At 60.6% G+C, this 6,303-nt stretch carries 7 protein-coding genes and 1 pseudogene; 5 read left to right on the top strand and 3 right to left on the bottom strand.

Translation table 11 applies throughout. The features are described 5' to 3' along the window. The 3 genes from PMI29_RS22875 to PMI29_RS22865 all read left to right on the top strand — a co-directional run. Positions 1–296: GNAT family N-acetyltransferase (locus tag PMI29_RS22875; protein WP_007995357.1), on the top strand; the 296-nt coding region annotated here is incomplete at its 5' end. A 104-nt stretch (positions 297–400) separates the two neighbouring features. Next, positions 401–1,270: an acyl-CoA thioesterase II gene (tesB, locus tag PMI29_RS22870; RefSeq protein ID WP_007995359.1), complete on the top strand. Its 870-nt coding sequence runs from the start codon at positions 401–403 to the stop codon at positions 1,268–1,270. Continuing rightward, the gene (locus PMI29_RS22865; protein ID WP_007995360.1) at positions 1,267–1,860 is read left to right on the top strand and encodes an HAD family hydrolase; all 594 of its coding nucleotides are present in this window, start codon (positions 1,267–1,269) and stop codon (positions 1,858–1,860) included. Before tesB ends, PMI29_RS22865 begins: the two co-directional genes overlap by 4 nt. Positions 1,861–2,003: 143 nt before the next feature. Here PMI29_RS22865 and PMI29_RS22860 read toward each other — a convergent pair whose 3' ends face one another. Together PMI29_RS22860 and ypfJ are read right to left on the bottom strand one after the other, a co-directional pair. After that, entirely contained in the window at positions 2,004–2,963 is a 960-nt protein-coding gene (locus tag PMI29_RS22860; RefSeq protein ID WP_007995361.1) for an alpha/beta fold hydrolase, read from the bottom strand. Further along, on the bottom strand, positions 2,964–3,857 hold the full coding sequence (gene ypfJ / locus PMI29_RS22855) for a KPN_02809 family neutral zinc metallopeptidase (protein ID WP_007995362.1): 894 nt from the start codon (positions 3,855–3,857) through the stop codon (positions 2,964–2,966). 167 nt (positions 3,858–4,024) lie between these two features. Here ypfJ and PMI29_RS22850 point away from each other — a divergent pair, with 167 nt between their 5' ends. Both PMI29_RS22850 and PMI29_RS22845 read left to right on the top strand, forming a co-directional pair. After that, positions 4,025–4,801 (top strand): IclR family transcriptional regulator, encoded by a 777-nt coding sequence (locus tag PMI29_RS22850; RefSeq protein WP_007995363.1) that lies wholly within the window; start codon positions 4,025–4,027, stop codon positions 4,799–4,801. Positions 4,802–4,926: 125 nt separating this feature from the next. Next, on the top strand, positions 4,927–5,811 hold the full coding sequence (locus PMI29_RS22845; RefSeq protein WP_007995364.1) for a DMT family transporter: 885 nt from the start codon (positions 4,927–4,929) through the stop codon (positions 5,809–5,811). Between the two features lie 46 nt (positions 5,812–5,857). Here the strand turns inward: PMI29_RS22845 and PMI29_RS22840 are convergent. Continuing rightward, positions 5,858–6,303: pseudogene (locus PMI29_RS22840) on the bottom strand (MFS transporter); the annotation flags it as partial.

Raw genomic sequence — 6,303 nt, forward strand, 5'->3', positions numbered from 1 at the left:
CCCCCGCCACGGAAATCGGCTGGCGCCTGGCCCGCGAGCACTGGGGCTTGGGTTACGCCAGTGAAGCGGCGTGGACCGCTCTGCGCTGCGGGTTCGACCGCTTGCCGCTGAAAGAGGTCGTGGCCTTCACCACGCAAACCAATCTGCCGTCAGAGAAAGTCATGCAGGCCATCGGCATGCACCATGATCCGAAAAATGACTTCGATCACCCGCGACTCGAAGCCGATCATCCGTTGCGTCGGCACGTGCTGTATCGCATCAGCCGCGAGCAATGGCTGCAAACCTTGCATGGATAACCTGACACGGACGTTTACAATGGCCCTCATGGGCAGAGTCCAGAAACTGAATCGAGCGTTGCAGCCAAGGCTGCGCGGCAATGTTTTGCGTGAGGAGCATCTGAATGAGCCAAGTGTTGGATGATCTGGTCGACCTGCTGACCCTGGAACCGATCGAAGAAAACCTGTTCCGTGGCCGTAGCCAGGACCTGGGCTTTCGTCAGCTGTTCGGTGGTCAGGTGCTCGGCCAGTCGCTGTCGGCGGCCAGTCAGACGGTTGAAGAGGCGCGCCATGTGCATTCGATGCACGGCTATTTCCTGCGTCCGGGTGATGCCGGGTTGCCGGTGGTGTATCAGGTAGACCGGGTGCGTGACGGTGGCAGTTTCAGCACGCGCCGGGTGACGGCTATCCAGAAGGGCCACCCGATCTTTACGTGCAGCGCGTCGTTCCAGTACGACGAAGAAGGCTTCCAGCACCAGAGCGAAATGCCGCAAGTGGTCGGTCCGGAAAACCTGCCATCGGAGCTGGAGATCACCCAGCAGCGCGCGCACCTGATCCCCGAGAAAATGCGCGAAAAACTGCTGTGCCCGAAGCCGATCGAATTTCGCCCGGTGACCGAGAAAGATCCCTACAACCCGCTGCCGTCCGATCCAGTCAAGTACGTCTGGTTTCGTGCCGACGGCGCTTTGGCCGACTCGCCGGCGCTGCACAAGTATTTGCTCGCTTACGCATCGGACTTTGGCTTGTTGACCACCTCGATGCAGCCCCACGGCAAGTCGGTGTGGCACAAGGACATGCAGGTCGCCAGCCTCGATCACGCACTGTGGTTCCATCAGGATCTGCGCGCCGATGACTGGTTGCTCTACGCGATGGACAGTCCGTGGGCCGGCAACTCCCGTGGATTCTCCCGGGGCAGTGTGTTCAATCGTGCCGGGCAACTGGTGGCTTCGGTCACCCAGGAAGGCTTGATCCGTCACCGCAAGGATTGGGCATGAGCCTGGCCGACGTGCGTCACTGGGTGTTCGACATGGACGGCACCCTGACCGTGGCCGTGCACGACTTCGCAGCGATTCGCGTGGCGTTGGCGATTCCTGCCGAACACGACATCCTGACCCACCTCGCCGCACTGCCGGCCGATGAGGCCGCTGCCAAGCATGCGTGGCTGCTGGAGCATGAACGGGACCTGGCCCTCGGTTCGCAACCGGCGCCGGGAGCAGTGGAGCTGGTGCGCGAGCTGGCCGGGCGCGGTTATCGCCTGGGCATTCTCACGCGCAATGCCCGAGAGCTGGCGCATGTCACGCTGGAGGCCATTGGCCTGGCCGACTGCTTTGCGCTGGAGGATGTGTTGGGCCGCGATGATGCACCGCCCAAGCCGCATCCGGGCGGGCTGCTGAAACTGGCTGAAGCGTGGAAAGTGCCGACGAGCGAGATGGTGATGGTGGGTGATTACCGCTTCGATCTCGATTGCGGGCGAGCGGCGGGTGCGCGCACGGTGCTGGTGAACCTGCCGGATAATCCGTGGCCGGAATTGACCGATTGGCATGCGGCGGATTGTGTCGAATTGCGGCAGATGCTGTCGGCTTGACGAGTTTGTTGTCTGCCAAACCGCCATCGCGAGCAAGCTCGCTCCCACATGGATCTGGATGAAATCAATGGTATTTGGAACACCAGAGAACCACTGTGGGAGCGAGCTTGCTCGCGATGGCGTCAATTCAGGCACCCTGAAACTCACTGCCCAAACAAAGCCTTCTGCCCCTCCGGCGATGTAAGCATCCCGTCCCCGTTATGCCCGACTCCGGGTACTTCAATCAGTTGCTGATTCAACCCTTGCGGTTGGAGCCGCTTCAGATAGTCAAAGTAAGAACGCCCGCGGGCCAATCGATAAGGTCCCTGTGCCTTGGCTTCGCAGCTTTTATCCAGCGCCGGATGATTCGGGTCGGTGTCTTGCTGGCCCAGTAGATAAACGATGTCGCGCTTGAGGTACTTTTCCTGCAGTTGAGCGGGAGTTTGTCCTTCGGCGTAAGCGGGCAAATCCGTCAGCCCATATTTCCAGCGATTGAATTGCGGGCAACCGGCGTGGCTGAATGCCACCGGCCGGCGTTCATCGAAATAGGCGTAGGACGACGGGTTGGCGATCACGTACCGCATCTGCACGCCTGCTGCTTCGAGGGCTGGCTGATCATGACCGAGCAACGCATAGCGCTGAACCACCTGCGCGCCGCCTGAGTGCCCGGCGATGACGATTTGCTTCACATCCGGAAACTGCTGGCGGTCACCCAGGCGGGCGATGATTTCGTCGAGCGCGGCGTAGGAACTCAGCCGAAACGGTGCCGTGGATTCGCCGCCAGCCATCCATTCATTGCCTTGCCAGCGCAAAACGGTGTCGGCCACCGGATGGACCGCAACATCGGTTTCATTGAGGAATTGCGGGGCGATCACCAGGGTCGTTGCACTTTGCCCGGCCAGTTCGGCCGCGTGCTCACCGCTTTGCAGATAGGTTTGCGCGTTGCGCAGGCGACCGTGGAGGATGATCAGCACCCGTTCGATTTTTGCCGGGGCAGGGCTGATGCCCACCGCGATTTCACCTGATTTCAACAACAGGCGCCCTGAGCTGAGGTCTTTGACCCCATGCTCGGCGGCCTGGGACGTTGCGCAAGTAAACAGAACAACCAACAACCACTTCTTCATTTACAGATTTTTCGTCGCAAAGGTATCGCACTGGCTTACCTGGCCTTGGGCGAAACCGGTTTTGAACCAGCGCACCCGTTGCGCCGACGTACCGTGGGTGAACGAGTCCGGGACCACACGTCCCTGACCCTGTTGCTGCAAACGATCGTCACCGATGGCGTTTGCTGCATTCAGTGCTTCTTCGATGTCGCCCGGTTCCAGCCAGTTCAGGCGCTTCTGCGCATTGTTGGCCCAGACGCCGGCCAGGCAATCGGCTTGCAGTTCCTGACGAACAAGCAAACCACCGTCGCCTTCCATCTGCCGGCCTTGTTGGCGTGCGGCCTGAATTTTCGCCGATACCCCGAGCAAGGTCTGCACATGGTGTCCGACTTCGTGAGCGATCACATAGGCCTGGGCGAAATCGCCCGCGGCGGAAAAGCGTTGGGACATTTCCTGGAAGAACGCCATGTCCAGGTAGACTTTCTGGTCGGCCGGGCAATAGAACGGGCCAGTCGCCGAGGAGGCCAGACCGCAGGCCGAATTCACGCGGTTGCTGAACAGCACCAGGGTCGGGTCCTTATATTGGCGGCCGGCCTGCTGGAATATCGCGCCCCAGGTGTCCTCGGTGTCGCCGAGGATCGAACGCACGAATTCCGCGCTCTCATCATTGACTGGCGGTGCCTTGCGACTCTGGTTGGTGGCGGGTGCCGATTGCTGGCCCATTTGCCCGGTCAGTTGCCCGAGGATTTGCAGCGGATCCTGGCCAGTGATCCAGCCGATGCCGACGATCAGGAGGATTGCCGTCAGGCTCAGGCCCTTGCCACCGCCGAAGCGCATCCCGCCGCCGCCACTGCCGACATCATCACCACGGGCATCGACCACGTTGTCGCTGCGTCGGCCTTTTCTCCATAGCATGTGGGAATCCTCTTCTGTTCCGGGTAAAGCATCCGTGCGATGAGTGTTGCTGCCAAGTGGGAGCGGCGCCAGTCCGGTCGTCAGACTACCGGTTGTGCGACTGGTTCCGAATTTTGCTTCGTGGGGCTTCTCTTCTAGAATCAGCCAAATTTTGTTTGGGACCTACCATGGCTGGCAGTCAGATCGAACGTGTCTTCAGCGTGCTGGAAAGCCTGACCGGTGAACCGCAGGGTTTGCCGATGCAAACGCTGGCCGAGCAACTGGAAATCCCTAAAAGCGCGACTCATCGGTTGCTCGCCGAACTGATTCGCCTGGGTTACGTTCGGCAGAATCCGGACAATTTGCGCTATCACCTGTCGACCAAACTGGTGGCCATGGGCTTTCGATACCTGTCCGGCAGCGGTGCGGATATCGTTCAGCCGGTGCTCGATCGTCTGGCCGGGGAAACCGGTGAACTGGTGCGTCTGGGGGTGATCCAGGGTGAACGACAGGTCTGGATCGCCAAGTCCCAGGGCGCCCGCTCTGGCCTGCGCTACGACCCCGACATGGGGCGCGATGCGCCTTTGTTCTACACGGCTTCCGGGCATGCGTGGCTGGCGTGCATGAGCGATGCCGAGGCGCTGTCTCTGGTCGAGCGGCAAGGGGCCGAATTGCCTCGGGACGTCGGGCCTAATGCACCGCGTTCGAGTATTGAACTGCTGGAGCGTTTACGCCTGGCGCGGGAGCAAGGCTACGCGTGGGTCGAGGAAAGTTCGGCGGTGGGCACCTCGGCGATTGCCGCCGTGGTCCGTCATCCACTGGATCGGCGGGTCATTGGCGTGCTCAGTATTGCCGGGCCAAGCGCGCGAATGCCCGGTGCGCGTTTGCATGAGTTGGCGTTGACCCTGTTGAAGTACACCGAAGAGCTTTCGCTGGCGAGCCAGGCGTCAGAGTTGTTCAGTTGAACGCGATGTTCGCTTGAATAAACAGTGTGCGGTATTCGCACACTTTCTTGAGTCGTCGATGTCATAAAGTGGAACCGGATTCTAAATTATTCAGGCCTCGCCTCCACTCATAAAAGGACCTCGTCTTGACGTCGCCCAGCAGCACCCCGCTTTCCGGCGTCAATCAGCCCTTCAAAGGGATCCTGCTGATCGTTGTCGCGACTTTCCTGTTTTCCAGCCATGACGCTTTGTCGAAGTACCTTTCCGGGTTCTATCCGATTGTCATGGTGGTGTGGGCGCGCTATGTGGTTCACACCCTGCTGATGGCGGGGATTTTTCTGCCGCAATCCGGGTTGCGTGTCCTGCGCACCAAACGGCCGATGCTGCAGTTGTTCAGGGCGTTGTGCCTGTTGGGCACCAGCCTGTTCTTCACCACGGGTTTGCAGTACATCCCGCTGGCCGAAGCCACGGCGGTCAACTTTCTTGCGCCAGTGCTGGTGACGGCGCTATCGGTACCATTGCTGAAGGAGCGGGTGACGCGTGGTCAGTGGATCGCGGTGATTTGCGGATTCATCGGTGTGCTGATCATCGTGCACCCGGGAGGGGAGTTGTTCACCCCGGCGGTCTTGCTGCCGCTCTGCTCAGCGCTGTTTTTCTGCTTCTATCAACTGCTCACCCGCAAGCTCAGCGAAGTCGATAGCCCGACCACCAGCAACTTCTTTGCCGGCCTGTGTAACACCCTGGTGATGAGCGCTCTGGTGCCGTTCTTCTGGCAACTGCCGAGTCTGATGCACGGGGCGATGATGCTGGCGCTGGGCGCGTGCGGGATGACTGCGCATCTGTTTCTGACCCAGGCGTTCCGCCATGCCGCGCCGGCCTTGCTGGCGCCATTCGGCTATTGCCAGATTGTGTTTGCCGGATTGTTGGGCTGGCTGCTGTTTGCGCACACGCCGACCCTGACCACCGTGGTCGGTATTGCCGTGATCTGTTGCAGCGGACTGGCGGCAGCGTGGCAGCAAAGCCGTCGCTGAAAGAGAGGCGTCAGGCCTGAGATCAGGCCTGACGTGGCAGGGCGTACTACTCAGTGACGGTAGGAATCTTGCGCGGTGCCATGAAGTACATCCAGGTCAGCGCGATGAAGTACATCGCCGGAATCAGGGTGAACAGCACGGTGTAATTGTTGTTGGTGACGGTCAGGATGTGGCCGACCAACTGGGTCATGAACATCCCGCCAATCGCCGCACACATGCCGCCGAAGCCGAATACCGTGCTCATCATGTGTTTGGGCGTGTAGTCCATCACCAGGCTCCAGATGTTTGCGGTCCAGGCCTGGTGCGCGCCGATGGCCAGGGAGATGGCGAACACTGCGACCCACAGATTGCTGGAGCCGGCGGCCATGATCACGCCGATGATGCAGCAGGCGAACAGCAGCATCGACATCAACCGCGCCTTGATCGGGTTGATCCCGCGACCGATCAGGAACGAGGAGAGGATGCCGCCGCCGACACTGCCGAAGTCGGCGG

This window comes from Pseudomonas sp. GM49, assembly GCF_000282355.1.
Classification (GTDB): Bacteria; Pseudomonadota; Gammaproteobacteria; order Pseudomonadales; family Pseudomonadaceae; genus Aquipseudomonas.

Coding starts and splice junctions, on each gene's coding strand:
- ypfJ (WP_007995362.1), bottom strand. CDS start 3,857: ATGCTATGGAGAAAAGGCCGACGCAGCGACAACGTGGTCGATGCCCGT.
- tesB (WP_007995359.1), top strand. CDS start 401: ATGAGCCAAGTGTTGGATGATCTGGTCGACCTGCTGACCCTGGAACCG.
- PMI29_RS22865 (WP_007995360.1), top strand. CDS start 1,267: ATGAGCCTGGCCGACGTGCGTCACTGGGTGTTCGACATGGACGGCACC.
- PMI29_RS22850 (WP_007995363.1), top strand. CDS start 4,025: ATGGCTGGCAGTCAGATCGAACGTGTCTTCAGCGTGCTGGAAAGCCTG.
- PMI29_RS22860 (WP_007995361.1), bottom strand. CDS start 2,963: ATGAAGAAGTGGTTGTTGGTTGTTCTGTTTACTTGCGCAACGTCCCAG.